Origin of the sequence: Streptomyces sp. NPDC001532, assembly GCF_040298625.1 — a bacterium.
Taxonomy (GTDB): Bacteria; Actinomycetota; Actinomycetes; order Streptomycetales; family Streptomycetaceae; genus Streptomyces.
Genome location: NZ_JBEPAL010000029.1, coordinates 87,489 through 111,308, shown reverse-complemented (window position 1 = coordinate 111,308; position 23,820 = coordinate 87,489). Strand labels below are relative to the sequence as shown.

Genomic DNA, 23,820 nt, shown 5'->3' with positions numbered 1-23,820 from the left:
GCCGAGAACTGGCCGGTGACGCCGATCGCGGCGCGGACCGCCTGCGGCTCGGCCGCGAGGTCGTGGCCCGCGACCTGCGCCTGACCGCCGTCGGCACTGATGAGCGTGGAGAGGATCTTGACCGCGGTGGTCTTGCCGGCACCGTTCGGACCGAGCAGCGCGAACACGGACCCGGCCGGGATCCGCAGATCGATGCCGTCGAGGACGACTTTGTCGCCGTAGGACTTGCGCAGGCCGATGGCCGAGATGGCGACCTGCGACGGCCGGCCGCTGCCTCGACTGGACGTGGGCATGACAGATGAAGGCATGGAGCCCTCCCGATCGAAGGCTGGAGTGAGTGGTGTGGTGGGGTGGGTGTGCGGCGCTCAGGCCTTGGCGCGGCGGATGTCGATGTTGCCGTGCCGGGTGCGGGCGCGGATCTTGACGGTGTCCTCGGTCTCGTCCGGGGTCTCGGACACGGTGAGCGTGTTGCGGACCTGGCCGGAGCCGGAGCTGACGTCGAGCCAGGCGGCCGTCCCCTGGCGCACCCCGACCTCGATGGTGCCGTAGGAGGTCTCCAACTGGACCGTGCCGCGGATGACTTCGCCGACGCGCAGGGTGCCGTGCGCGGTGGTGGCGGTGACCGAGTCCTCGGCGTGTGCGATGTCGATGTCACCGTTGGCGCCGCTCACCCGCAGCTCGCCGGTCGCGGTTCCGACGGTCGTGGTGCCGTGCGAGTTCTTCAGTACGGCACCACCGTCGACGAAGCCGACGCGCAGGCTGCCGGAGCTGGTGGTGATCTCGGCGTGGCCGTCGACGCGGTCCACGGTGATCGAGCCGTGCGACGCGGTCAGCTTCAGGGGGCCGGTCGCATCGAGGCGGACGTCACCGGACGAGGTCTTCACGCGAACCTCGCCGAACCTGCCCTCGCCGAGCACCTGGGCCCAGGCGCCGGTCATGTCGACGCGCGAGCCCGTGGGCAGTTCGACCGTCACGTCGACGGTGCCGGTACGGCCGAACAGGCCCGACTTGGGCGTCCTGACGGTCAGCACACCACCCGTGTGACCGACCTCGGTCTGGTCGGCCGCCCGCACGTCCAGGTCCCGCTTCGGGTCGCGGGGCCGTACCTCCACGACGGTGTCGAGGCGGTCGCTCGCGATGAACTGGATGGAACCGGCCTCCACGTGCACGGTGGCCGAGATCGGTTCGGGAGTGTCGAAAGAAGGCATGGCTGTCCCGTCCTCTTGGGTCTTCGAACCGTCCCCGCTGGTGGGACGCGATGTGGGTGAAGGGATGAAGGAGTGAAGTGGTGAGGTGGTGAGGTGGTACGGCCGGGGGCGCGGCTAGCGCACCCAGCCCGTGAAGCTCTGTCCGACGTTCTGGGTCTTCTGCGCCGGCCGCGGCCGGGTGCCGCCGTCGACCGCCGCCGACACGGCCCGCACCAGCCACGCGTTGACCGACAGACCCTCGCGGCTCGCGGCCTCCTCCACACGCGCCTTGAGGTGGGCCGGCAGACGCAGATTGACGCGGGCGGTGGCGCCCTCCTCGCCGTCGACCGGGGGCTGCGCCTGGAACGGTTCGACGGGCGCGGCAGCCGCTTCCGCGGGGCCGGCGTCGGCGGGCGGCGGCGTCACCACGAAATCGGGGTCCAGTCCGCGCAGCCGTACATCGACCGAGCCGGGGGCCAGCTCGCGGGTGATCTCGTCCATCGCGGCGGAGAGCACGTTGAGCATGACCAACCGGGTCGCCGACTCCAGAGGAGCGGTGAGCCTCCCGGCCAGCTCACGGGCGTCTTCCCCGCCGGCTTCGGCGGCCACCGCGAGTTCTCGGCGGAGAGTGTCGACATACGGGGTGAGGTCCATAACGCCATGATGGCACCACTGTGGCGCCACTCGCAAGCCCGGATGGCGTCGCAAGTGCAGCATGCTCCTGGATGACCCACCTGAGCTGCGGAAACGCGCTCGGAATCGATCGCAGCAGCGACACGTCAGGGCCGTCGACGACCCCTTTGATGGCGCATGGCGGCATGGAGTGGCGCCATTAGGCGCCAAGTGACGCCACTCGGCGCCATGCGGTGCCATGCGGCGTCACGTGTGCGCCATGTGTGTGCGCCATTGCGCGCCGTGAGGCCTCCCGGATGCCGTCGCGGACTTCACCCGCCTCGGGTGAGGCCGTGGCCGGCGAGCATGCTCACGCTGAAGAGAGCGGGTACGGGCAGTCCACGCTGCCCCGTCGGCCTCCGCCGATCCCGTCGACGCGTCCTTCCGGCCTAGAGCAGGCACTAGGAAACGAGGCAGAACGATGACCACCTCACACGCTCCGCGGGCCCACACGACGAAGCACGAGTGGGCGGCAGGCCTGATGGTCTTCGCCGCCGTCATGCTCTCCATCACGGGCCTTCTCGACATCTTCCGCGGCATCGCGGCGATCGCCGAGGACGATGTCTTCGTCACCACCCGCAACTACGTCTTCGAGTTCGACCTCACCAGTTGGGGCTGGATCCACCTGCTCCTCGGCGTGTTCGCCGTGATCGTCAGCCTCGGGCTGTTCCAGGGGGCGACGTGGGCGCGCGTGGCCGGCGTGGCCATCGCCGGCCTGGTCATCATCGCCAACTTCCTCTCGCTGCCGTACTACCCGGTCTGGTCGGTCGTCATGATCGCGATGTCGGGGTTCGTCATCTGGGCACTGTGCGTCGCCCGCGAGAGGGACATGTAGGGCGCCTTCACCTCACCTTGACGGCCACCCCGGCCCCGCCGCCCTCGCGGCACTCCCCCGAGCTCATGGGAGCGGGTCGGGGTGAAGGTGAATCGGCTGCGGATTCCCCGGGGTCTACAGGGCTCTGGGTTCGGCGCTGAAGGTGAGGCTGCCGGGGAGCGCCGCGCAGGCGTCGCGGAAGCGGGCGGCGAGGTCGTCCCGGCCCCTGTCGGCCGGTTGCCGCACCCAGTCGTCCAGCGCGCACTCGAACGCGGCGACGAGCATGTCGAGGGCGAGCCGGGGACGCGGATCGCGCGGCGTCGCGAGCTCGAACCGGCGGTGCAGCGTGGCGAGCGCCGCGTGGGTCGTGCGGCGGCAGAAGTGCAGGCCGTGCGCGTCCATGGAAGGGTTCTCGGCGGCCAGTCTCCGGCTGAGCCGGACGCGGTGCGCCCAGTCGTCGGCGGTCATGCGGTCCAGCGCGGACGACAGCGCCTCCTCGAGGATCTCCATCATCCGCCGGCCGTCCGTCTCACAGGCTTCCAGCATGTCGAGGAAGGCGCGCCACAGATCCTGCGTGGGCGCCATGGCCACGTCTTCCTTGCTGGTGAAGTAGCGGAAGAAGGTGCGCTTGGAGACGTCCACCGCGTCACAGAGCTCGTCGAGGGTCACTCCACCGAAGCCCCGCTCGGTGAACAGCGCGAGCGATGTGTCGATCAGCGCCTGACGCGTGCGCAGCTTCTTCCGCTCCCGCAGGGGGAGTTGCTCGCTCTGACCGTGGGGCGGTGGGGGCATGCGCGTCATGCCCGCAGTGTATCCACGGCGCGATTGCCACTTGCAGGCTTATGCCACTCGGTGGCATAAAGGGATTGGCACAAAGGGATTCCACCGGGCTTCACCGCGGTCCAGCGCCGCCGGCAGCCCCCCGCGGAAGGTGTTCTGCCATGCGCGCTCTCCTCGTCGACCGCTCGGCACCGGCCGGACTGCGGCTCGGTTCGGCGCCCGATCCGGAACCCGGACCCCATCAGGCGCTGATACGGGTCACGGCGACCTCGCTCAACTACGGCGAGGTCAGGTTCGCCCTGCTAGACGCCCCCGAGGGTGCGGTGCCCGGGTGGGACGCGGCAGGTGTGGTGCACCGAGCTGCCGAGGACGGGTCCGGCCCACCGGTCGGGACACCGGTCGTCGCGTTCGGCATGGACGGCGCCTGGGCGGAGCTGCGCGCCGTCGACACGGCCTGGACCGGGACGGCACGAGCCGCATCGGATCTCGGTGCCGTCAGCACGGTCCCGGTGGCCGCGACCAGTGCGCTTCGCGCTCTGCACCGCCTGGGCCCGATCCTGGGACGGCGCGTCCTCGTCACAGGTGCCACGGGCGGCGTCGGGCGCTACGCCGTGCAGCTCGCCCGGCGCGCGGGCGCCTACGTCATCGCCTCCACCGGCAATCCGCGCAAGCACGCGGACACCCTGTCGGCTCAAGGCGCGCACGAGGTGGTCGCCGGCCCGCGTGAGGTCACCCAGCCGGTGCACGGCGTGGTGGACCTGGTCGGAGGACCGCAACTGGTCGACGCCTACGCCCTGCTGGCGGAGGGCGGCACTCTGGTCGCGGTCGGGCACTCCGCGCACGAGGGCGAATCGTTTCCGTACGGCGCCCTGTTCGGCGACGCCGGGCGCGCCGACCGCTCCGTCGTCACCTTCTCGCTACCGGCCTGCACGGGACTGGCACCGGACCTGGGCTGGCTCGCGGACGAGGTCGCCGTCGGCCGGCTCGATCCGAACATCGCCTGGCGCGGTGGTTGGGACAAGGCCGCCGAGGCGATCGACGCTCTGCTGGAGCGCCGCCTCCATGGCAAGGCGGTCCTGGACATCTCCTGAGTCAGGGCCGGACAAGGCGCGGCTTTGCCCCTCGACCCGACCCACGGCCAACGACACGGGATGGCACGAGCACGGCACAGCAACGGCAACGGCAACGGCAACGGCATGGTCCAGGCCCGACAGGGCACGGCACGTGCACGGCGTCAGCCCGGCGGCCGTCATCGGGTGCCGGCCGCCCAGGCAGTCGTCCCCACGTACCCGCATCGCACTATCGACGACGTGACGCCGCCGACGCCGCCGACTGCCGCGCCGCTTCCTCCAGCGCGTGAAGCAGCGTGCCCAGCGCGGACTGCGCCGGCGCTCCCTCCCGTACGGCCGCGTAGATGGTCCTGACCGGCTCGGGACGCCGTACCCGGCGCAGGACGACGCCGCCGCGGCGGTCGGCCACTCCGAGGCGCGGAACGAGGGCGACCCCGAGACCCGCCGCGACGAAGCCCTGCGCGGTGGCGTAGTCCTCGCTCCTCGCCACCAGGCTCGGGCTGAAGCCGGCGGCGGCGCACGCGTCGAGCATCAGGTCGAGGCAGGGTCCCGGCGGTTCGCTGCCGACCCACGGCTCGCCGGCGAGGTCGGCGAGATCGAGCATGCGTCGGGCCGCGAGCGGATGCCCGGCGGGCAGGGCGACGAGGTACTCGTCGTCGAGCAGGAACACCAGACGAATGCCCCGCGGGCTGCTGTCGCGCGGTCCGACGACGATCGCCAGGTCGGCATCGCCTCGTTCGACCTGCGACAGCGGATCTTCGCCCTCCATCAGCCTGAGATCGATCTGCACGCCCGGATGCTCCTGCCGAAGCCGTGTCAGAGCGGGTGCGACCAATGTGGGACCGACGGAGCCGAAGTAGCGGATGGCGAGCCTGCCGGTCCGCCCGGCGCGCAGGTCGGCCAGCGCCGTCTCCGCGTCGGCGATGTCCTGACTGATGATCGCGGCGTGCTCGGTGAGCAGTCGGCCCGCCGCCGTCGGCCGCACACCGCGTCCCACCCGTTCGAGCAGGGCGATCCCGGCCTCCTTCTCCAGCACCGACACCTGCTGACTCACCGCGGAGGGCGTGTAGCCCAGGTGTGCCGCGGCGGCGGTCACCGACCCGCTGGTGACCACGGCCCTCAGAATCTGCATCCGCCTCACGTCCAGCATGTAGCTGAGCTTAATGGCAGTGCAAAATCATTTGATTGTGCTTACGGGTTCGGCCGGGTCATCGTGGCGTGGGACGCAGACCTGTGAGGAGACCGAACGTGAACGATGTGGCGGGCAGGACGTACGCATGGGCCCGGACAGCTGTGCTGGCCCTGCTGTGGGGGTCGACCTTCCTGTGGATCGACCTGGCCCTGCGCGCCTTCTCACCGGCTCAAGTCACCATCGTGCGCTGCCTGTTGGGGGCCTGCACCCTGCTGCTCCTGGCCTTCGCCACGGGCCGGCGCCTCCCTCGCGACCGCGCCACCTGGGGTCATGTCCTCATGGCCGCGTTCTGGTGCAACGCGCTGCCCTTCGCGATGTTCAGCATCGGCCAGCAGACCGTGGACTCCGGGGTGGCCGGCGTACTCAACGCGACGACCCCGCTGTGGTCCTTCGTGGTCGGCATCACGGCCGGCACGGAGCGCGGGGTGCGTCCGGTGCGCCTGGGCGGACTGCTGCTGGGATTCGGCGGAGTGGTGCTGATCTTCGCTCCATGGCAGGGAGCCGGTCATGTCGGCTGGGCCGCCCTCGCCATCGTCGCCGCGGCGGCGAGCTACGCGATCGGCTTCGCCTACATGGGGCGCCATCTCGTCGGCAAGGGGCACGCGACTCTGTCCCTCTCCGCGGCCCAGCTCCTCGCCGCCACCGCGCTGACCTCCCTGAGCCTGCCGTTCGGCGGTCTGACGGCGGTTCAGCCGCACTGGTCGGGTCTGGTGGCGGTGGTGCTCCTGGGGATCTTCGCCACGGGAATCACCTTTCACCTCACGTACCGCGTCATCGCCGACGAGGGCGCGACCAATGCCGCGGCGGTCGGCTACCTGCTGCCCGTCGTGTCCGTGGGGCTGGGCGCCCTCGCCCTCGACGAACCCTTCAGCCTCCGGATCGCCGCGGGGATGCTGGTCGTCCTCGTCGGTGTCGGCATGACGCGTCGCAAGACATCGCCGGCCACGGCGTCGGTCCAGCCCGCCTGATCGAGGTATGTCCAGGCCGGCGGTCCGTCACCTCCCGGGTTACGGGATCGGACGGACCGCCGGCGCTTGCCGTGACAGCTCCACCGGTACGCGGGGAAGTCGATGCCCCTCCCCCGCAGCCGCCGTCACTCCGCGGCGGATTCGCTGCCGGCCGGCTCCGGTGGCTCGTCGGGTAGCGGCCGGGGTGGCGGCGGGAACAAGTACGCCTCGAAGGCGTCCAACGCGAACACAAGACACATGAGCACCGGCGGGACGAGCAACGCGATGACCATCATGACGCCTCCTGACAGCAGTGGCCACAGGCGTGGCGTCGAGCAGAAGGTCCATGTTCAGCGTGCGCCACACGGGTGAGGGCCGCACGCCCGGAGCGAGACCGGGTAGGCCGATCGGGTGGCGGTGTCCGCGGGCCGCTCGGCCCACCCGCCGGATGGCAGCACGGGGTCACGGTGCTCCGGCGCGGGGGCCGGTCGGCAGGCGATCGGTGTCTTCGCGCACCCGGTGTTTCCATATGAGAGAGACATGGACGCCGAGCCGGGAGGAGGCGAGGACATGGCGAGACCGGAGCAGCCGGGGCCGGTCCCCCACCGGCCTGCGCCGGCCGGGTCCGCCGCGCTCATCGGGGCACTGGACGCCATCGGCGCCGGGGTCTACCTGGTGGACGACCGCGGCTGCATCGTCGCCGTGAACGTCCGCGCCGAACAGCTCCTGCGCCGGTCCGCCGCCGACCTCATCGGGTACGACGCGCACGACCTGCTGCACCGCGGGCCGCGCGGAGAGCCGCTGCCCAGGACCCAATGCGCCATGCGGCAGGCGTTCCACGCCGGACGCCCCGCCCAGGCCGACGAGGACTACTTCGCCCTGCCGGACGGTTCCGTGCTGCCGATCTCCTGGTTGATCACGCCGTACGACATCGACGGCGCGCACACCGGCACCCTCGTGATCTTCCACAGCTCGGGGCAGCCGCACACGGCGGGCCCGCGTACGGAACCGGCGACCGCCCAGCTGTCGGAACTGGAACGGCTGGCCCTGCTGGCCGAGGCCACCGCACAGCTGACGTCCACACTCGACGTCGACGAGGCGCTGCGCCGGCTGGTGAGCCTGGTGGCGCCCCGGCTGGCGGACTGGGTGATCGTCGATCTGAAGACCGAGCGCGACGAGGTGTGGCGCGCGATCGTGGCCCACGCCCACGGGGACCTCGCCGAGACCCAGGAAGACCTCCAGGGCCCGATGCCGCCGCTGCTGGACGAGTCCCGTATGCCTCTGTCCCGGGCCCTGCGCGGCGTGTCCTCCATGGTGACCGGACCCGCGACCTACCAGCAGGAACCGGACTCCGGTATCGCGGTCGAGCAGCGCCGTCTGTTCGACACCACCGGGATGCACTCCGCGGCCATCGCGCCCATCCGCAGCCCGCGCGCGGTCCTCGGCGCCCTGACGCTGGGGCGCGCCGAGAACCCGGTGGCCTTCACGGCGGCCGATCTGCCCCTGGTCGAGGACATCGCGCGCCGCGCCGGCCTCGCCCTGGACAACGCCCGCCTCTACGAGCGCCAGCGCAAGGTCGCCGAGACCATGCAGAACCATCTGCTGCCCCCGATGCCGAGCGTGCCCGGCCTGGAGATGACGGCCCGGTACGTGCCCGCCCCGCACGCCTCACAGGTCGGCGGCGACTGGTACGACGCCTTCCGCATGGCCGACGGTGCCACCGCCCTGGCCATCGGGGACGTCGTAGGCCACGATCTGGAGGCGGCGGCCGGCATGGCGCAGGTGCGCAACATGCTCCGCGCCTACGCCTGGTCTCAGCACGATCCGCCCAGCAGGATCGTCGAGCGGCTCGACGAGGCGATCGAGCACATCACCGACGTCGCCATGGCCACCATGATCTTCGCCCGCATCGAAGCCGAGGACGACGATCACTGGCAGCTGTCCTGGACCAACGCCGGTCACCCGCCGCCCCTGCTGATCAGCCAGGACGGCGTGGCCGACTATCTCACCGCCGGTCACGGCATCCTCCTGGGCACCGGCGTCAGAGGCAGGCCGCGCTCCGACGCCACGGTGTCGCTGCGACCGGGGTCCATCCTGCTGCTGTACACGGACGGTCTCGTCGAAGAGCCCGGCCATACGCTCGACAAGGGCCTGAACCGGCTGAGCCGCCACGCCGCCGCGCTCGCCCGCCGTCCTCTCGCGACCTTCACCGACCAGCTCCTGCGCCGTGTCCGCCCCGCGGGCAACGACGACGACGTGGCACTCCTGGCCCTGCGCGTCCCGGCCCGCGCCGGATCGCCCACGCGCTGAACGCTTCGGCTTGACCTTGACACGGTGACAAGCCGTTCACTGAGGCCGAGGAGGTGGTCCCGGTGATCACGCGGAACGACGGCACAGGCACAGGTACAGGCACAGTCACAGGCGCAGGCGCCGGCGCAGAGACGGCCGGCGGCACGACTGAGGCCACGGACACAGACACAAGCACGGACACAGGCACAGACACGGACTCAGGCACAGACGCGGACATGGACACGGACGCCGTGCGAGCGTTCCGAGGGCTGGAGAGCGGCAGCTCGTCGGTGCGGCTGCGAGCGGCGCTGGCGGTCGGCACCGCTCCCGACCCACGGTTCGTGGACCGGCTCATCGCACGATGCGCCGTCGAGCCGGAGTTCTACGTACGCGAGATGCTGACGTGGGCGCTCACCCGCCACCCGTCGTCGATGACGGTCCCCGCCCTCGTCGACGAACTCCGCTCGGAGCGTCCCCAGGCACGCAGCCAGGCACTGCACACACTGTCCAAGGTCGGGGACCGGCGAGCCTGGCCGGCGATCACCCGGGCGCTGCTGACCGACGCCGACGACGAGGTGGCGCGCAGCGCCTGGCGGGCGGCGGTCACGCTCGTACCGGAGGACGACAAGGCCGAGTTGGCCGACGTACTGGCGACGCAGCTCGGGCGCGGCGGGCGGGAGACGCGGCTGAGCCTCAGCCGGTCGCTGACCGCGCTCGGCGAGGTGGTCATGCCGGCCCTGCGCGCCGCGATGACGGATAGCGTTCCCGGAGTGCGTCAGCACGCGATCGCCACGGAACGGCTGCTGCGCGATCCGGATGCGGGGTTCGAGTTCGCGATCGAGGAGGCTAAGCGCGTCGTCGCCCTGGGCACGAGCGGCCAGGAGGAGTGACAGGCAGTGTTGATCGGTGAGGTGGCACGACGGTCGGGGGTCAGTGCCCGCATGCTCCGGCACTACGAATCGCTCGGTCTGCTGCGGCCGACGGGACGTACCGACGGCGGCTACCGGGAGTACTCCAGCGAGGACATCCGCCGCATCTTCCACATCGAGAGCCTGCGGTCGCTGGGGCTGTCGCTGCGTGAGGTCGGACGCGCGCTGGACGATCCCGGCTTCACGCCCTCGCAACTCGTGGACGACCTCATCCACCAGACGCGGGAGCGCATCGCGAGCGAGACGAGGCTGCTCACACGGCTCCGTCGGATCGGTGCGGCGGACCCCGCCGACTGGGAGGGCGTCCTGCAGACCGTGGCCCTCCTCCAGGCCCTGGGATCGGAGAGCGCGGGCAGGCGGCAGCGCGCGGCGCTGTCGTCGGTCGAGGAGGTCTCGGTGCCGGTGGAAGCCCTGGTCGAGGCGGCGTTGAGCGAGACGGAGCCGAATGTCGCCGGTGCCCTTCGCTGGGCGCTCGCGCAGTCGGGCGCGGCCGGCCTGGCACTGCTCGCGCAGGGCCTGCACTCGCCCGAGGCCGAGGTGCGGAAGCGTGCCGTGCGGTCTGTCGCCGAGATCGCGGACGACGAGGCGACCGAATTGCTGCGGGCCGCCCTCTCGGACTCCGACATCGGGGTCCGCAGGTGCGCGGCCCTGGAACTCGGCGTCCGTGGAGCGGCCGAGGCGGTCCCCACGCTCATCGACATGATCGTCGAAGAGGCGAACGACGTCGACGCGGCCGATGCGTTGAGCGCGCTGGCGAGTGATGTCGCCCTGGCGGATCGCATCGCCACCGGTCTCCTCGACCGGCTGGCCCGCGGCACGGTGGAGGCCGGCGCGCGCCGACGGCTGACACAGGCGCTCGCGGACATCCCGGGAACCACGACGACTCGTGCGCTGGAGGCCCTGTCCCACGACGAGGATCGTGCGGTGGCGCTGACCGCGACGTACATCCTCACGCTGCGGGACGCGTGAGGAGGCTTCACCCCCTGTACGTTCAGGAAACGCGCGGCGGCATCGCCGACTTGGCTCAGCCGACCGCCGCCGGTCACAGCCGGCCTCCGCCAGTCACAGCCGGCCTCCGCCAGTCACAGCCGGCCTCCGCAGGCCTGGCCCGGACCGCGAAAGTCCTACGGCCGCCACCGCTGCTACATTCTCAGCCGCGTCGACGAAGAGCAGCCGCTGGAGCCTGCACCGGCACCCGCACCCGCACTGCATCCGCATCGCACCTGGCTGCACCGGCCCCAGTACCTGAGCGCCCCGCACGAGACCCCGGAGGACCCGCGATGACCACCACCCCGGTATCCGCGGTGCCCGCCCGGCAGATGTGGCCGCTGTACGCGGCCGGTTTCACCACGGCCTTCGGTGCGCACGGCATCGCCGCCAACCTCGGCGGTTCCTCGGACGACGCCGTCACCTCCCTGCTCGTCCTCGGCGGCCTCCTCGCCCTCTACGACGGGGCCGAGGTGCTGCTGAAGCCGCTCTTCGGCAGTCTCGCCGACCGGATCGGCGCCAAGCCCGTCCTCGTCGGCGGCCTCGTCGCGTTCGCCGCCGCCTCCGCGCTGTACGTCATGGCCGACAGCCCCGGCTGGCTCTGGGGTGCCCGGCTCGGCCAGGGCGCCGCCGCCTCCGCGTTCTCGCCGTCCGCCTCCGCGCTCGTCGCGCGGCTCAACCCGGCCGCCAAGCGCGGCCGGGCCTTCGGCACGTACGGCTTCCACAAGTCCGTCGGCTACACGCTCGGCCCCCTTCTCGGTGGTCTGCTGGTCTGGGCGGGCGGTCTGCGGCTGCTCTTCGTCGTGCTCGCCGCGCTCGGTGCCGCGGTGGCGGTGTGGGCCGCGGTCGCCGTGCCGGTCGTTCCGCCGCTGCCCAAGAAGCGCCAGACGGTGCTCGACCTCGCCCGGCGTCTGGCCGACCCCGTCTTCCTCGGCCCCACCGCCGCGTTGGCCGCCGCCACCGCCGCGCTCTCCGTCGGTGTCGGCTTCCTTCCCGTCTCCGGTGCAGCCGCCGGCCTGGGGACCGTCGCGACCGGCGCCGCCGTCTCGGTGCTCGCCGCGACCGCCGCGTTCGTCCAGCCCCACGCCGGACGCGCGCTCGACGACGGACGGCTCAGCACCGGCACCGGGCTCGCCGCCGGGCTGGCGGCCACCGCCGCAGGACTCGCCTGCGCCATGCTGCCCGGACTCGCCGGTGTGCTCGTCGCCGCGGCTCTCATCGGAGCCGGAACCGGTCTGATCACCCCCCTCGGTTTCGCCGCCCTCGCCACGCGCACACCCGAGGAACGCATGGGCCAGACCATGGGAGCCGCCGAACTCGGGCGCGAACTCGGCGACGCCGGTGGGCCCCTGCTCGTCGCGGCGGTGGCCACCGTCGCGACGCTCGCCTACGGGTATGCCGCGCTGGCCCTCCTCGTCGCCGCGGGCACCGTCGTAGCGGTACTCCGCCGCACCGCCGCGCCGACGGACGCCTCGCCGCCCCGCTGACGGAACTTCCCCTGGTCGGCGGCGATTTTCTGGCCGCTCAGGGGCAACCATGAGGGCCGTACGAAGGTCAACTCTGCATGTCCCAGATACTCCACGGCCGCCGGGTCACCGCCAGATACGACACGGACGCGGTCCACATCGAGCACCGCGACCGGCGCGTCGGCATACCTCTCGCCGCAGGAGGTGCGCACGCCCGACCAGCGGGTCGTCGAGATCGTGCTCACCGACGGTGCCGTACACCGCGTCGAGGGCGGCAACCCGACCGCCACCGCCGCGTTCGCCGCCGCGCTGACCGGCGTACTGCCCACGCCGCGGGACCCGGCGGGCAGCACGCTCGTCACGACGGCCGAGACCCGCGACCCGGGGCTGTGGTGGCTGCTGGTGCCGCTGGCCCTGGTCGTGATGGCCTACCTCGGATACGCCGGGTGGGTCGTCGCGACGCACGGGGCGCGGATCCTCGGCGTGGTCGTCGGGCTGGTGCCGCTCGCCATCGGGCTGGCGGGCGTCATCGGAGGCATCGAGGAATCCTCCCGACGGGTCGCGCTGGCGCGGCGGGGCATCGCCGTGCACGGGTTCGCCACCGGGCGGCGGAAGAAGAACGTGTACTACACGTACACCGACGCCGACGGCGGTGTGCACACCTACAGCTGCCGGCGCAACGTGCAACGCACCGAGATCGTCTACGACCCCCGGCAGCCCTCCCGCGCCGCGCACGCCCAGTGGCTGCCGTTCCTGCTGGTGAAGCTGTTCGTCATGATCGTGGGCGGTGCGGTCTGGCTGTTCGTCGGCGTGGTCATGGTGTTCGGGGTGCTGTGGTGAGACGGTCCCCGGCGCCGATGAGCTGACTCACCGCGGCGCGACCGGTGGGTGAGCGCCGGGCCGGGATCAGCCCCAGGTCCGGCCGGCGGGTTCCTTGATGGTGCGGTTGATCCGGTTGAAGAAGTTGGTCAGCGCGATCTCCAGGTTGATCGCGCCGATCTGCTCCTCTGTGAAGTGGGCGTCGACCTCATCCCAGATCTGGTCGGTGACGCCCTCCGCACCGTCCTGGAGCCGGGTGGCGGCCAGCGCCAGCGCCAGCGCCGCGCGCTCGGCGTCGGTGTAGAACGGCGCCTCACGCCACGCCACCACGTTGTGCAGCCGCTCGTCGGTGTCACCGGCCTTCTTGCCTCCGGCGACACCGGCGTGGACGCAGGCCGAGCAGCTGTTGATCTGACTGACGCGCAGGTGGACGAGCGCGAGCAGCTTCGGGTCGACGCCTCCGGCCGCGATCGCCTTCTGCAGGTGCTGGATCGCGGTCCACACGTCGGGATTGCTCGCGCTCTTGTTCTTGAGCCGGTTCCGCATGCGAGAGTGCTCCTTCATCGGGTTACGTCGCGGGGCCTTCGCCCGTCACCCCTATGACGGAGCAGCTTGAAGGAAGGTGACAACATGCCCGGCACCCATCCCGCGGATCCGATCGTCGACGCCTTCGAGGCCCACCGTGACCGGCTCCGGGCCGTCGCGTACCGCGTGCTCGGATCACACGCCGATGCGGAGGACGTGGTCCAGGAGGCGTGGCTGCGTCTCTCGCGCCAGGACACCGACACCATCGACAACCTCGGCGGCTGGCTGACGACCGTGGTCGGCCGCATCAGCCTCGATGTGCTGCGGTCGGGCCGCACCCGCCGGGAAGTCTCCTTCGACGACCGGCTGCCCGAGTTCACGGTGACGCTCGACGACGCTCCCGTTCCGGAGGAGCTCGTGGCACTCGGGGACTCCGTCGGCCTCGCGCTGCTCACGGTGCTCGACTCGCTGCGCCCGCACGAACGGCTGGCGTTCGTGCTGCACGACGTGTTCGCCGTGTCCCACGAGGAGATCGGCACCATCCTCGGCAAGTCGACCGACGCGACGAAGATGCTCACGAGCCGCGCCCGCAGGAAGGTACGCGCCGCCCAGCAGCCGACCGGCGCCGAACGGCAGCGGCGCGAGGTGGTCCGAGCCTTCCTGGCCGCGGCTCGCGGAGGTCGGTTCGAAGAGCTGCTGCAACTCCTCCATCCCGAGGTCGAGTTCACCGTCCACGCCGCGGAGGGCCGGTTCGTCACGATCGGCGCCACCGAAGTCGCCACCCGGGCGCGCCTGGCGGGCGGCAGCGCGGCACGAGCCCGCACGGCGACCGTCAACGGCCGCCCCGGCCTCATCTCCTGGAGCGAGGACGGCACTCCGCTCTCCCTGCTCGCCTTCACTGTCACCGACGGCCGCGTCACGGCGGTCACCGCTGTGACCGACCCGGCCGCACTCGCCCTCATGGACCTGCCGGCCCCGGTGTGACTCCCTGCCGACCTGCCGACCTGCCGACCTGACGTCCTGCCGACCTGACGGTGACGAAGACAGAGACAGAGACAGAGACGGTCCCGACCACCCCCAGGTTTCTGGGATGGGATGTGCCGCCCCGCCGCAGCAGTCTTGGTCTCGCGACGGCAGCGAGCCGACGCGCAGGACGAAGCACCACGGCACCGACAACGAGGGAGAAAGAAGATGTCCGTACGTATGAGAACCGCGGGCCTGCTGACCGCGGCCGCCGCCGGGCTGGCGGCGACGCTGGGGGCGGCCCCGCTCGCCGTCGCCGCCCCGTCCGGGACGGAGGCGAACGTCGCGACGGCCTCGGTGTGGCGGAACATCGCCCTGACGGGGACCTACACGATCCGCGACGACGAGGGCATCTTCTCGGCCGGCACGTACTGCAACGGCAACGTCGCCTCCGAAGGCTGGGTGAACGAGGTCAGGTCGCCGTCGCTGTGGTGGGAGACCACGTGCGGCGGCGAGATCCGCGTGGAGAAGCACGTCTCCGCCCAGACGGACGCCTCCGGCGGCGTCATGATCTACGTGACGCTGCGGCTGTACGAGGGCACGAACGACACCAACACCGACCTCGACGCGGAGTACGACTTCAACCGCTACGTCCCGGCCGGGCAGGCGTCCACGCTCAGTGAGATCACCCTGCGCAGCGGTGAGAACGGCGGCAAGGACTGGGCGAAGCTCAACCTCACGCTGCACAACAACCGCTGACGGCACGCCTGGGCGGGTCACCTGATCCACCGACCCGCCCAGGACACCGCCGTTCCCGGGCACGGCAAGCGGAGCCATGGCTCTCACCTGCACAAACGCCGCCCGGGAACGTCACCGGGCGCTAGCCTGAGGCCATGAAGCGCAACGGGGGAGATTCACGCGCCGGCCGTGTCACGGACGCGGCCTTACGGGCGGCACGGTCCGCGCGCACCGTGGAGGAGTTCTTCGACAAGGTCAAACGGGCCACGCGCCCGGCGCTGCGGTTCGACATCTGCGCCGGTGTGACCGTGGATCCGCAGACGCTGATGAACACCGGCGGCGACTACCGCGACGCACTGCCGCCGCCCATGATGCCGCGCATGCTCGACATCGAGTACCGGGAGGGAGACGCCAACGACCTGTCCCACCTGGCGACCCGGACGGCGCCGGTGGGGTTGCTGAGCAGGGAGACGGGCGGCTGTCTCGAACGCAGCCCACGCTACCGGGACATCATGCGCCCTCTCGGTTTCCGGGACGAACTGCGGGTGCTGCTGCGGGACCGGCACGGTTCGTGGGGCGCCCTGATCATGGGACGCGCCCAGGACGCGCCCGCCTTCGAGACGTCCGACCTGACCGTGGCGGCCTCGCTCGCCCAGCCGCTCGGATCCGTACTGCGCCGGCTGCATCTGACCCGGCTCGCCGAGGCCGGCGCGTCGGCGGCGGCACCGGGACTGGTGCTGCTGGACGGCGACTACCGGGTGGTGCACCGCACGCCCACGGTGGGCATGTGGTTCGACGACCTGGCCGCCGATCCGACGGCCGATGTGACCGCCGATCCGACCGGCGAACCGGTGGGCACCGGCAGCGCCTCCACGGGCGATCACGAACTGCCACCCGCCGTCTACGCGGTGGCGGCCGCGGTCCAGGCGCCGGGCGGCCCAGGGACGCACACCTCGTGGATGCACAGCCGTGCGCACGGTCGAGTGCGCTTGCACGCCTGGTGCCTCGGCCCTTCCGACTCGGCCCGTGACCACTCCGGCTCGACGGCGGCCCGCACCGCCGTCGTGGTCGAGAAGGCGGACGACGGCCAGCACTTCGGGGTGATCGCCGCCGCCTACGGGCTGACGCCCCGGGAGAAGGACGTGACCGGGCTGGTGCTGCGCGGGCACTCCACCGCGGACATCGCCCGCCGCGCCGGGCTGTCGCCGCACACCGTCCAGGACCACCTCAAGTCGGTGTTCGACAAGACGGGCCTGCACAGCCGACGCGAGCTGGTGGCCGGCGTCTTCGCCCGCCACTACGTCTGACCTGCCGACCTGCCGACCTGTCGACCCGCGCTCCGGCGGGTCGGCGCCGACTCCGCAGGTCAGTTCGCGGAGTGAGCCGAGGCGCCGGGGCGGGTGCGGGCCTCCCGAGGGGTGAGAGTGCCATGGCCGCCGGCGCAGACGACCACGGCCTCGACGGGTGCGCCGCAGTCACGGTGGTGGACCTCCAGGGGCGGGCCCTCGGGGTCGGCGGTGTAACGGTCGCCCCACTGCTTGAGGGCGATCATCACCGGCCACAGGTCCCAGCCCTTGGAGGTGAGCCGGTACTCGTACCGGGTACGGCTGCCGGGTTCGCGGTAGGGGTCGGTCCTCAGGATGCCGGCGGCGACCAGCTTGCGCAGCCGGTCGGACAGCACCGCCTCGGACAGACCCACATGGCGGCGGAAGTCGTCGAAGCGCCGCACGCCGTTCATGGCGTCGCGCAGCACCAGCATCGACCACTTCTCACCGATGAGATCGAGGGTGCGCTGCACCGTGCAGTTGTCGGTGCTGGTCTCCAGCCAGGTCATGCGGCCATCGTAGGCTGACTTCGTCATTGACAGCCAGGGGTGCGGCTGGCTAGCTTCAGATTTCATAGTCAGCAAACGGGAGGATCGCCCCATGGCGAGGTCACGCACATTCGAGTGGGGGGACCCGAACGTCTCCGCGGCCGCGGTCGGCCGGGCGAGCGGTCTGGAGTTCCTGCGGGACGTACTGGCGGGGCGCCTTCCGGCGGCACCGATCGCCTCGGCCCTGGGCTTCACCTTGGAGGAGGTCGAGTCGGGCCGGGCGGTCTTCGCCATGGAACCCGGGGAAGAGCACTACAACCCGATCGGCAGCGTCCACGGCGGTGTCTACGCCACGCTGCTCGACTCCGCCGCCGGCTGCGCCGTGCAGTCCGCCCTGCCGGCCGGCATGGGCTACACCTCGCTCGACCTGAACGTGAAGTTCCTGCGCCCGATCAACGTCGACACGGGCAAGGTCAGGGCCGTCGGCACCGTGGTGAGCCAGGGCCGCCGCACCGCACTCGCCCAGGCCCAACTCCTCGACTCCGCCGACCGCTTGCTCGCCCACGCCACGAGCAGCTGCATGCTCTTCCCGGTCTCCGCCGCCTAGGGAGTGTCTCGTCGATAAGCTCGTCGACTGGTCAGATCTGCCTTCCCGGTCAGCGATGACCGATGCGATAAGGGGCCGGACCGAGCCGCTGGTGCCGGCCGATCCGGTCCGGGGCCGGAGGCAGGGCTGATCATCGCCGCGCACTGAGGGCATCGCAGGGAAGTGCCGCATCAGCTCGCCAGGGCGGGACCTCCCGACGAGCTCGGTCCTTCCAGACCGCTCACAAATGCCTGGTCAGGCAGACCGCCCGCGCAGCCATCTCGTCTGGGCACGGCGCTGTCCAATGGGGCAGAACCAAGCCGGCGGCCATGACGACGGCCCGTCCCCGGCATCGAAACTGCCGGAGAGAGACCGGCTCCGTGGACAGCACCGCCTCATGTGCCGTCGGCACCGACGGGCCGGTCAGCGGGGTGTCGGCGGATCAGAGAGCGCGGCGATCTTCTTGCTGTTGTCGGCTGCCAGGCGTACCAGCCGCTGGTACTCCTTGGGAGCGAGTGCGCGGTCGGAGGTGTAGATCTTGCCGTGGAAGTTGCCCTGGCTCGCCCCGGACTGGACGGACGGCCCGGTCGCGGTGCACGACAGGTCCTCCGACTCGCCCGGCTTGATCAGGAGAGCACCCGAGCACTCCGGGTCCAGCTCCATCGGCGTCCCGTCCCGGTCGACGACCCATGAGTAGGTCACCGGGACGGCCTTGGAAGCATCCGGCTCCGAGGTGGACCCGAGGTAGGTGACGGTTGTCCGAGCGGTGAAGACGCAGGCGGTGGGGGCGCACGTGCCCTTGTAGCGGCGCAGCATCTGGATGGTCACTTTGATCCGGGGGTCCACCGAGTCGCGGACCAGAGGGAGCTTCGACCGGAAGTCGGCGGAGAACCGCTGCACCTCCTGCCTGGACATCAGCTCGATGTCGAGCACGGCGGTCCCGCCGGAAAAACTGATCCGGTCGACGAACCGGGCGCCGTTCACTCGCTCGTCGCTCAGGCAGACGGTGGTGTCGCCGGCGCGGATCGGGGTGCAGGTGTGGTCGCCGGCGGTGACGGGCTCGCCCAGGGTGATCTGCTCGTCCGGAACGTCCTCCGCCGCCACGGTCTTCGCCAGCGCCGGAGGCGCCAGGGCCGTGGCGAGGTCCTGCGAGAAGAACATCCCCGGCTGCACCATCGATGGTTCCTCGGCGAGCAGCTTCGACTTCTCGGCCATGCCGAACGATCGCCACGCGTCGGGGTTCCCGCGCAGGAACGACTTGCCGTCGATGCCCACGTAGTCCAGTGCCGGGCTGCCGGGCATCCTCAAGGTGCCGAGCGCGTCGGCGGGATTGCTGACGATCACGTCCACTCGGGTGCTCCTGCCTCCCTGGGCGCCGGTGAGGTCCAGGGAGCCCGTGTAGTGCAGCGCCGGGGCGTCACGCAGAAGGGCGGCGGCACGTGCCAGGTCGGTGCGCGGCGGCGAGGTGCGGTCGCCGCCGGACCCGCGGGCCGGGTTGTCGCCGCCGGGCCCATCGAAGATCCACAGGAGCAGGCCGGCACCCAGGAGAAGGAGAAGCCCCGCGAGCGGCAAGGCCCACCGCCGAGAGCGACGGCGCGCGTCAGGGTCCGGGCCCGGGGCCGGGTTCGTGTCCGTCGTCAGACCCGGGCTCGGGGACGAGGAGTCGGCGGTCGTCATCTCTCACCGGCTTTCCCGGCCAGCGGCGTGAGGCAGGTCACCGGGATGATCGTGGGCCAGGTGTACGACTTCTCCACGACGACCTTGCCGTCGATGATGATTCGGCAAGTGGTCGTGCCGGTCCCCTCGATGTCCTCGCGATCCGGGATGGCTCCGGTCTCGCAGGACTCGCCTCCGGTGGCCCGGCCCAGACAACCGGTCCCGTTCGCCGTCAGGCTGACCCACACGTCCTCGCCGTCCACCGCGAGCGTGGTCTTCCACGGCGAATCGGCCGACAGTTCCCCGTCCTTCTCCCCGAGCACCTTCATGCCGTCGCGGCCGTCGGCGTGCCCGAAGTAGTTGATCGCGACCGGCCGGCCGTAGTCGGAAGTGACCTCCAGGACGACGGTGTGGCGCTCGGCCGGCTCCTTGCCCGGGGCCGTGGCGCCCACACCTTTACCGCTGCCTTCGCCGTCGTCGTCGCCTCCGCCGCAAGCGGTCAGCGCGAGCGCGCAGCTCAACAGCAGGACCTCGACGCGTCGTCTCCATGTGTGGGTGCCGATCGTCATGTGTTCGCCCTTCGGTGGGGTCGGGTCGGTTGGGTCGTGCTGGCCAATGCCCGGGCCTTCAGAATGACTTCGGCCGGATTGCTCCCTTTTCGGCGAGCCAGTAGAGCATCGCGTCCACCGAGTCGACGGCGCTCAGGCGAGCGGTGTCCGCCGCCTTGGCTCTCACGGTGCTCGGTCGCGCGGCGAGGGCCCGGCACGTGCCGACCATCGCCCGGTGCCGGGTCATCACGCGCGCCCACATCCGTTGTCCCGTCGCGCTGGGCACGCTGAAGTACCTGCTCGCCCGCCGCGTCGCCCGGTCCATCTCCCCGCAGGTGCTCTTCATCCGGGTCATCACCTGGAGAAACTCGGTCCTGGTGGTGGACTGCCCTCCGGCCGTGAAGGCGGCGCCGTACGCGCGTTCCGCGGCCTGCAGCGCCTGGATCCGTTCCAGCCCTCCGACCGCCGTCCACGCCTGGTGCTGGAGCCGTGACACCGCCGCCGAGGGCGGGGGCGTCGTCTGCTCCAGCATCGACGCCGCCGGTCCTGAGGACCGCCCGCGCGACTCTGATAGGTCCACACTGAGCACCGTGGCGCCGATCCCAGCCATGAGGGCTCCGATCGCAGCCACGCTGACAGTGCGCCGCCACACCGGAGCGAGCGGATGCTCTTCGACCGGCGCGAGCCGCGCCGCCGAACGCGGCCGTGCCCGGCGCCCGGCGAGTGCCCACCGCCAGAACAGCACGGCGCCCCGCCCCACGAAGGCGGCCAGGGCAGCCACCAGTGTGCCCAGGGCCACCGCGTAGGGAAGATGGACGTCCTGCGACAGCGACCAAGCCACCGCGTCAAGCCCTGTACTCGCGTCCGACCGCATCAGGACGTTCGAGGCGGCCACGCCCAGCAACGCGGTGACCCCCGCCGCCACCAGCCCGGAGGTCAGCCATCCCGAGTCCGCCAGGGCGGCGACGACGGCGGCCGTCAGGGCCATCGCGGCACAGATCACCAGGACGGGCGCCATCATGTGCGCGAGTCGCAGTGGTCCCGTCGTCCCCACGGCCTCCGGGTCCGCCATACCCAGCCGGGCCGGCGCCAGAACGAGCCCGGCCGAGCAGACGACTCCGCCTGCCAGCCCAGCGGCCAGCAACCGCCCCGGTCCGTAGGAATCCGAAGTTGACGCCGTCGCCCCGGTGCCTGTCGGCCTACCGGCGAGCCACCTCGGGCGTTCCACACTCAGGCCGCCGTCCCGTCCGCCACCCGAGCGGGAGGCGACGACCAGAGCGAGCAACGGCAGCACCCACAGCAGTGTCTCCGACCACCACAGGCTTCCGACATGCGAGAGCGTGCCTGGCAGGAGGCCCACCACCGCGACGACGTGCCACAGCGTCCCGATGTCCGAAGGCGGAGGCGGCAGTCCGGGCAGGTCGTACGAGGCCAGCAGTCCGGCCGTGGTGAACGGCCAGCCGCCCGTGAGGACTTCGCCGAGGAACCACCACCAGTGCAGGACGGAGGCGTACGCCAGCACGGGCACCGCCAGGCCCGCGAGCATGACCGGCCCCAGCGAACGCCTTCGCCAGGCCCGCAACCAGCACTCGGCGTTCTGCGCGGTCCATGTCATCACCAGTACGAGCGCGGCCACAAGGATCAGCAATGCCTCGGGGTGCGCCGGCAGCCACTGGTTCATCGCGGCGCGTGGCCCGGTCAGTTCCCCCACCACGACGCCAAGCCCGAGCCACAGTCCGACGGAACACCCAGCAGGGACCGGCAGCCCGGCCAGGAGCGCGTACAACACGGCACGCCACAGTGCGATCCCGCCGATGCCCACCACGAGACCCGCGACGAGAACGGCCTTGAGCCACATGAGTTCGTACGGCAGCGCGCCCAGGTGCCAGACGAGGATGTCGCCCGCCAGCCCGGCGAGAACCAGGGGTAGCGCCTTCAGCGCAAACAGCGCCTTCGGGTCGGTCAGGGTGGCCCGGCGCAGCGCCTGCGGGGGGTGCGTGTGCCAGAGCCCGGCGAACCGGACGAGCAGCTCCCGCCACCCGTCCCTGGAGCGCTGCCGCACAGCACCGCGTTCCCAGGGTTCCGCGCTCGCGCCCCAGCGGGCGGCCATGAGGTCGGCGTAGATCTCGCGATGGCGCACGATCTCCAGCCGGGAGAGATGGACCGCCAGTACGAGCAGAACGCCGAGCACCTGGGCGTGTGTGTGGAACGGGGCGAACATGCCCCGAACGTCCGCCGGCCCACGGAAGAAGAGGACGTCCACGCCCACAGCCACCCACGGCAGCAGCACCACCACGAGGAAAGCCCGCCACAACGCGACGGTGGCATAGGTGATGCCGATGTCCTTGTTGTGCAGATGCGCCAACTCGTGCAGCACCACAGCACGGAACCGTGCCCCCTCGGTCTCGGCGGTGACCACCAGACCCCCGTCCAGGCGGATCACGGGCCGTCGTGGGCGGCCGAACGCTATGGCGCCGGTCGTCCGTGCCGCCGGATCGACGACGAAGCAGGGTGTGCGGTCGAGTCCGGCAACGGTCACCAGCTCTTTCAGCAGCGGTCGAAGCCCTCCGCTCACGTCCATCACGTCGAGCGGCACGACCTTGGTGCGCCGCGTCCGCCATACCGGAAGCAGCCAGTAGACGGCACAGGCCGCGGCGAGTGCCACCATCCCAACGCCCAGTGCCACCCCAGTGAAGTCCTGCGCGAATCGCGCCATGCACTCCTCCAGCGCGGCCGGCTGACGCCTGGACTGGACGAAGCTCGTGTTCATCGACACGCTGGGATCGATGCCTGCCGCCAGGGAACAGGCCGCCGCCATGTCGGCCCTCTCCGAAGACGCGAGGAGGTGCCGGACGGTCCGCGGAATCATGCTCGAGCCGGCCGCGGCCAGCAGGACCAGGAGCAGGACGAAACGCAGGGTGGTACCCGCCACGACGACCCGCTCGTCAAGTGGGTCGGAGGCGGCGGGCCGTCCGGCCGCAGCGGTGTCCGTGGGTAAGACGACCATCAGAGCTCGCCTTGCCGTTCCGGTCCGTCCGGCGTATCCGAGTCGGGCAGTTCGGGCGTCCCGTCCGCCTCCGTCTCGATCAACACCAGCCTGGCCACCACGGCGTCGGCGATCACGGCCGAACGCTCCGGCTCCAGCCCCCGCTGCGCAGCCACCGTCAGCACCGAATCCCGCACGAGCACGAGCTGTGCACGCGTCAGCGGCGGAATCACCACCGGCTCGGACGCAGGCCTGCGGAACAGCCTCCGCAGGGCGGTACCCGTCCTGGTGATCCCGTTGTCCACCCAGGTCCCCACGATCCGCTGCGCGGCCTGGTCCACCGCCAGCCACACCACTGGAGTCACCAGGGCTGCGACTTCCCCGAGCCCGAATCCCAGGGTCTCCCGCCGCCGGTCACCACCGCCCAACCGCCGCACGACACCGGCGTCGTCGAACCCGGCCAGACCCGCTATGAGCGGCAGTTCCTCTGGAGCCACCTCGGTCACCACACCCCGGACCAGGTCGCGTACACGCATCACTTCGACGTCCATGGCACTCCCCAGGCCGGAAACCTGTCCGTGGTGACGTGAAGAAGGGATTGGCACAGTTCCGTCGCGGCGTTCGGGCCCGGCGGTCTCCTCTTCTGGAACGTTCTGTTTCTCCTTCTCCTCACGCTTCGGCCACCTCGGGTGCACCACGCGGCGCTCGCCGCATCACGCCACCGGGACCCGTCCGGTCGGTCCGGAGCGATACGCTCATCCTGGCGAGCGGTGTTGAAAAGAGGATGAAATACCGATTCACCGGTCGGAGTCAGTGGTGCGAGGCGATGCGGAGATGAGCACCGGGCCGGCCC

The 23,820-nt window shown here is 71.2% G+C and carries 24 protein-coding genes; 12 read left to right on the top strand and 12 right to left on the bottom strand.

Translation table 11 applies throughout. From position 1 onward, the window contains the following. The 3 genes from ABT232_RS25190 to ABT232_RS25180 all read right to left on the bottom strand — a co-directional run. On the bottom strand, positions 1-308 hold a 308-nt coding region (locus tag ABT232_RS25190), incomplete at its 3' end, for an ATP-binding cassette domain-containing protein (protein WP_450871741.1). Positions 309-365: 57 nt separating this feature from the next. Next, a complete protein-coding gene (locus ABT232_RS25185) occupies positions 366-1,208 on the bottom strand; it encodes a DUF4097 family beta strand repeat-containing protein (RefSeq protein ID WP_351843654.1) in 843 nt (280 codons plus the stop codon). 114 nt (positions 1,209-1,322) lie between these two features. Further along, complete coding sequence (locus tag ABT232_RS25180) at positions 1,323-1,841, bottom strand: hypothetical protein (protein ID WP_351843652.1); 519 nt, start codon at positions 1,839-1,841, stop codon at positions 1,323-1,325. Positions 1,842-2,280: 439 nt separating this feature from the next. On the opposite strand from ABT232_RS25180, the gene ABT232_RS25175 reads away from it, so the two are divergent. Next, a complete protein-coding gene (locus tag ABT232_RS25175; protein WP_351843650.1) occupies positions 2,281-2,694 on the top strand; it encodes a DUF7144 family membrane protein in 414 nt (137 codons plus the stop codon). A gap of 114 nt (positions 2,695-2,808) precedes the next feature. Here ABT232_RS25175 and ABT232_RS25170 read toward each other — a convergent pair whose 3' ends face one another. Further along, positions 2,809-3,474 (bottom strand): TetR/AcrR family transcriptional regulator, encoded by a 666-nt coding sequence (locus ABT232_RS25170; RefSeq protein ID WP_351843648.1) that lies wholly within the window; start codon positions 3,472-3,474, stop codon positions 2,809-2,811. Between the two features lie 140 nt (positions 3,475-3,614). On the opposite strand from ABT232_RS25170, the gene ABT232_RS25165 reads away from it, so the two are divergent. After that, complete coding sequence (locus ABT232_RS25165; RefSeq protein ID WP_351843646.1) at positions 3,615-4,544, top strand: zinc-binding dehydrogenase; 930 nt, start codon at positions 3,615-3,617, stop codon at positions 4,542-4,544. Between the two features lie 208 nt (positions 4,545-4,752). Here the strand turns inward: ABT232_RS25165 and ABT232_RS25160 are convergent, their stop codons facing one another. Beyond that, complete coding sequence (locus tag ABT232_RS25160) at positions 4,753-5,673, bottom strand: LysR family transcriptional regulator (RefSeq protein WP_351843644.1); 921 nt, start codon at positions 5,671-5,673, stop codon at positions 4,753-4,755. Between the two features lie 98 nt (positions 5,674-5,771). Between ABT232_RS25160 and ABT232_RS25155 the strand changes: the two genes are divergently transcribed. Then, on the top strand, positions 5,772-6,683 hold the full coding sequence (locus ABT232_RS25155; protein ID WP_351843642.1) for a DMT family transporter: 912 nt from the start codon (positions 5,772-5,774) through the stop codon (positions 6,681-6,683). A gap of 125 nt (positions 6,684-6,808) precedes the next feature. Here the strand turns inward: ABT232_RS25155 and ABT232_RS25150 are convergent, their stop codons facing one another. Continuing rightward, positions 6,809-6,958: a hypothetical protein gene (locus ABT232_RS25150; RefSeq protein WP_351843639.1), complete on the bottom strand. Its 150-nt coding sequence runs from the start codon at positions 6,956-6,958 to the stop codon at positions 6,809-6,811. 274 nt (positions 6,959-7,232) lie between these two features. On the opposite strand from ABT232_RS25150, the gene ABT232_RS25145 reads away from it, so the two are divergent. The 5 genes from ABT232_RS25145 to ABT232_RS25125 all read left to right on the top strand — a co-directional run bounded on the left by ABT232_RS25145 (position 7,233) and on the right by ABT232_RS25125 (position 13,173). Further along, complete coding sequence (locus ABT232_RS25145; protein ID WP_351843637.1) at positions 7,233-8,972, top strand: SpoIIE family protein phosphatase; 1,740 nt, start codon at positions 7,233-7,235, stop codon at positions 8,970-8,972. A gap of 215 nt (positions 8,973-9,187) precedes the next feature. After that, a complete protein-coding gene (locus tag ABT232_RS25140; RefSeq protein ID WP_351843635.1) occupies positions 9,188-9,841 on the top strand; it encodes a HEAT repeat domain-containing protein in 654 nt (217 codons plus the stop codon). A gap of 6 nt (positions 9,842-9,847) precedes the next feature. Then, positions 9,848-10,849 carry a MerR family transcriptional regulator gene (locus ABT232_RS25135; protein WP_351843633.1) on the top strand — a complete coding sequence of 334 codons (1,002 nt, stop codon included), beginning with the start codon at positions 9,848-9,850 and terminating at the stop codon, positions 10,847-10,849. A 311-nt stretch (positions 10,850-11,160) separates the two neighbouring features. Beyond that, a complete protein-coding gene (locus ABT232_RS25130; protein ID WP_351843630.1) occupies positions 11,161-12,354 on the top strand; it encodes an MFS transporter in 1,194 nt (397 codons plus the stop codon). 183 nt (positions 12,355-12,537) lie between these two features. Then, positions 12,538-13,173: a hypothetical protein gene (locus tag ABT232_RS25125; RefSeq protein ID WP_351843628.1), complete on the top strand. Its 636-nt coding sequence runs from the start codon at positions 12,538-12,540 to the stop codon at positions 13,171-13,173. Positions 13,174-13,239: 66 nt separating this feature from the next. On the opposite strand, the gene ABT232_RS25120 is transcribed toward ABT232_RS25125, so the two are convergent. Next, the gene (locus tag ABT232_RS25120) at positions 13,240-13,698 is read right to left on the bottom strand and encodes a carboxymuconolactone decarboxylase family protein (RefSeq protein WP_351843626.1); all 459 of its coding nucleotides are present in this window, start codon (positions 13,696-13,698) and stop codon (positions 13,240-13,242) included. An 84-nt stretch (positions 13,699-13,782) separates the two neighbouring features. Here ABT232_RS25120 and ABT232_RS25115 point away from each other — a divergent pair, with 84 nt between their 5' ends. From ABT232_RS25115 to ABT232_RS25105, 3 genes are all read left to right on the top strand, one after another. Further along, positions 13,783-14,661, top strand: a complete 879-nt coding sequence (locus ABT232_RS25115; protein WP_351843623.1) for a sigma-70 family RNA polymerase sigma factor — start codon at positions 13,783-13,785, stop codon at positions 14,659-14,661. 207 nt (positions 14,662-14,868) lie between these two features. Next, positions 14,869-15,399: a hypothetical protein gene (locus ABT232_RS25110; RefSeq protein ID WP_351843621.1), complete on the top strand. Its 531-nt coding sequence runs from the start codon at positions 14,869-14,871 to the stop codon at positions 15,397-15,399. Positions 15,400-15,533: 134 nt separating this feature from the next. Then, the gene (locus tag ABT232_RS25105; protein ID WP_351843618.1) at positions 15,534-16,685 is read left to right on the top strand and encodes a helix-turn-helix transcriptional regulator; all 1,152 of its coding nucleotides are present in this window, start codon (positions 15,534-15,536) and stop codon (positions 16,683-16,685) included. 59 nt (positions 16,686-16,744) lie between these two features. Here ABT232_RS25105 and ABT232_RS25100 read toward each other — a convergent pair whose 3' ends face one another. Further along, positions 16,745-17,212 carry a winged helix-turn-helix transcriptional regulator gene (locus ABT232_RS25100; RefSeq protein WP_351843616.1) on the bottom strand — a complete coding sequence of 156 codons (468 nt, stop codon included), beginning with the start codon at positions 17,210-17,212 and terminating at the stop codon, positions 16,745-16,747. A 91-nt stretch (positions 17,213-17,303) separates the two neighbouring features. On the opposite strand from ABT232_RS25100, the gene ABT232_RS25095 reads away from it, so the two are divergent. Next, complete coding sequence (locus ABT232_RS25095) at positions 17,304-17,798, top strand: PaaI family thioesterase (protein WP_351843613.1); 495 nt, start codon at positions 17,304-17,306, stop codon at positions 17,796-17,798. A 402-nt stretch (positions 17,799-18,200) separates the two neighbouring features. Here the strand turns inward: ABT232_RS25095 and ABT232_RS25090 are convergent, their stop codons facing one another. From ABT232_RS25090 to ABT232_RS25075, 4 genes are all read right to left on the bottom strand, one after another. Continuing rightward, positions 18,201-19,349 (bottom strand): hypothetical protein, encoded by a 1,149-nt coding sequence (locus ABT232_RS25090; protein WP_351843611.1) that lies wholly within the window; start codon positions 19,347-19,349, stop codon positions 18,201-18,203. A 101-nt stretch (positions 19,350-19,450) separates the two neighbouring features. Next, a complete protein-coding gene (locus ABT232_RS25085; protein ID WP_351843609.1) occupies positions 19,451-20,002 on the bottom strand; it encodes a hypothetical protein in 552 nt (183 codons plus the stop codon). 58 nt (positions 20,003-20,060) lie between these two features. Beyond that, positions 20,061-22,988, bottom strand: coding sequence for a M48 family metalloprotease (locus tag ABT232_RS25080; RefSeq protein ID WP_351843607.1), 2,928 nt, complete (start codon positions 22,986-22,988; stop codon positions 20,061-20,063). After that, a complete protein-coding gene (locus ABT232_RS25075) occupies positions 22,988-23,518 on the bottom strand; it encodes a hypothetical protein (protein ID WP_351843605.1) in 531 nt (176 codons plus the stop codon). Before ABT232_RS25075 ends, ABT232_RS25080 begins: the two co-directional genes overlap by 1 nt. Positions 23,519-23,820 lie beyond the last annotated feature (302 nt).

What these genes read in the sequence shown, in the direction of transcription:
- ABT232_RS25105 (WP_351843618.1), top strand. Translation starts at nt 15,534, where the DNA reads ATGAAGCGCAACGGGGGAGATTCACGCGCCGGCCGTGTCACGGACGCG.
- ABT232_RS25115 (WP_351843623.1), top strand. Translation starts at nt 13,783, where the DNA reads ATGCCCGGCACCCATCCCGCGGATCCGATCGTCGACGCCTTCGAGGCC.
- ABT232_RS25180 (WP_351843652.1), bottom strand. Translation starts at nt 1,841, where the DNA reads ATGGACCTCACCCCGTATGTCGACACTCTCCGCCGAGAACTCGCGGTG.
- ABT232_RS25150 (WP_351843639.1), bottom strand. Translation starts at nt 6,958, where the DNA reads ATGATGGTCATCGCGTTGCTCGTCCCGCCGGTGCTCATGTGTCTTGTG.
- ABT232_RS25165 (WP_351843646.1), top strand. Translation starts at nt 3,615, where the DNA reads ATGCGCGCTCTCCTCGTCGACCGCTCGGCACCGGCCGGACTGCGGCTC.
- ABT232_RS25145 (WP_351843637.1), top strand. Translation starts at nt 7,233, where the DNA reads ATGGCGAGACCGGAGCAGCCGGGGCCGGTCCCCCACCGGCCTGCGCCG.
- ABT232_RS25080 (WP_351843607.1), bottom strand. Translation starts at nt 22,988, where the DNA reads ATGGTCGTCTTACCCACGGACACCGCTGCGGCCGGACGGCCCGCCGCC.
- ABT232_RS25085 (WP_351843609.1), bottom strand. Translation starts at nt 20,002, where the DNA reads ATGACGATCGGCACCCACACATGGAGACGACGCGTCGAGGTCCTGCTG.
- ABT232_RS25175 (WP_351843650.1), top strand. Translation starts at nt 2,281, where the DNA reads ATGACCACCTCACACGCTCCGCGGGCCCACACGACGAAGCACGAGTGG.
- ABT232_RS25110 (WP_351843621.1), top strand. Translation starts at nt 14,869, where the DNA reads ATGTCCGTACGTATGAGAACCGCGGGCCTGCTGACCGCGGCCGCCGCC.
- ABT232_RS25120 (WP_351843626.1), bottom strand. Translation starts at nt 13,698, where the DNA reads ATGCGGAACCGGCTCAAGAACAAGAGCGCGAGCAATCCCGACGTGTGG.
- ABT232_RS25185 (WP_351843654.1), bottom strand. Translation starts at nt 1,208, where the DNA reads ATGCCTTCTTTCGACACTCCCGAACCGATCTCGGCCACCGTGCACGTG.
- ABT232_RS25100 (WP_351843616.1), bottom strand. Translation starts at nt 17,212, where the DNA reads ATGACCTGGCTGGAGACCAGCACCGACAACTGCACGGTGCAGCGCACC.
- ABT232_RS25140 (WP_351843635.1), top strand. Translation starts at nt 9,188, where the DNA reads ATGGACACGGACGCCGTGCGAGCGTTCCGAGGGCTGGAGAGCGGCAGC.
- ABT232_RS25160 (WP_351843644.1), bottom strand. Translation starts at nt 5,673, where the DNA reads ATGCTGGACGTGAGGCGGATGCAGATTCTGAGGGCCGTGGTCACCAGC.
- ABT232_RS25170 (WP_351843648.1), bottom strand. Translation starts at nt 3,474, where the DNA reads ATGACGCGCATGCCCCCACCGCCCCACGGTCAGAGCGAGCAACTCCCC.
- ABT232_RS25075 (WP_351843605.1), bottom strand. Translation starts at nt 23,518, where the DNA reads ATGGACGTCGAAGTGATGCGTGTACGCGACCTGGTCCGGGGTGTGGTG.
- ABT232_RS25095 (WP_351843613.1), top strand. Translation starts at nt 17,304, where the DNA reads ATGGCGAGGTCACGCACATTCGAGTGGGGGGACCCGAACGTCTCCGCG.
- ABT232_RS25130 (WP_351843630.1), top strand. Translation starts at nt 11,161, where the DNA reads ATGACCACCACCCCGGTATCCGCGGTGCCCGCCCGGCAGATGTGGCCG.